This is a genomic window from Streptomyces sp. P17, assembly GCF_032436805.1.
Lineage (GTDB): Bacteria > Actinomycetota > Actinomycetes > Streptomycetales > Streptomycetaceae > Streptomyces.
The window spans coordinates 1-284 of sequence record NZ_JAVRBF010000629.1 but is presented as its reverse complement, the minus strand read 5'-3'; the positions used below and the strand labels follow the sequence as shown (position 1 = coordinate 284).

The following is a 284-nucleotide window of genomic DNA, read 5'->3' as shown; positions in this document are numbered from 1 at the left end:
CTTCAATGCTAATTTCCCGGCCCGTACTGCGTCTGGCATTTTGAGGATTAGCGCCTTGTCCACCCTGCACCTCGGCCACAATAGAGTCACTCACGCCCTTTAGTACAGGTACTAACTCATCGGCTTTAGCATACTTAAGGTAAATAACCCGAGTATTACCGCTGGTTTGTAGCTCAGCATCTAACCGCCTAGCTAGCTCAAGGACTCTTTGTCGTGCCTGGGCCTCACCAGTTACAATGACACTGTTGGTACGTTCGTCTGCAACAATTTTTGGCACTAAAAAG

Annotated in this window: 1 protein-coding gene; it reads right to left on the bottom strand. The window is 48.6% G+C overall.

Annotated features, from left to right (window positions below; all coding sequences use genetic code 11):
• Window positions 1-284: secretin N-terminal domain-containing protein (locus RMT89_RS42380; RefSeq protein WP_315889089.1), on the bottom strand; the 284-nt coding region annotated here is incomplete at both ends.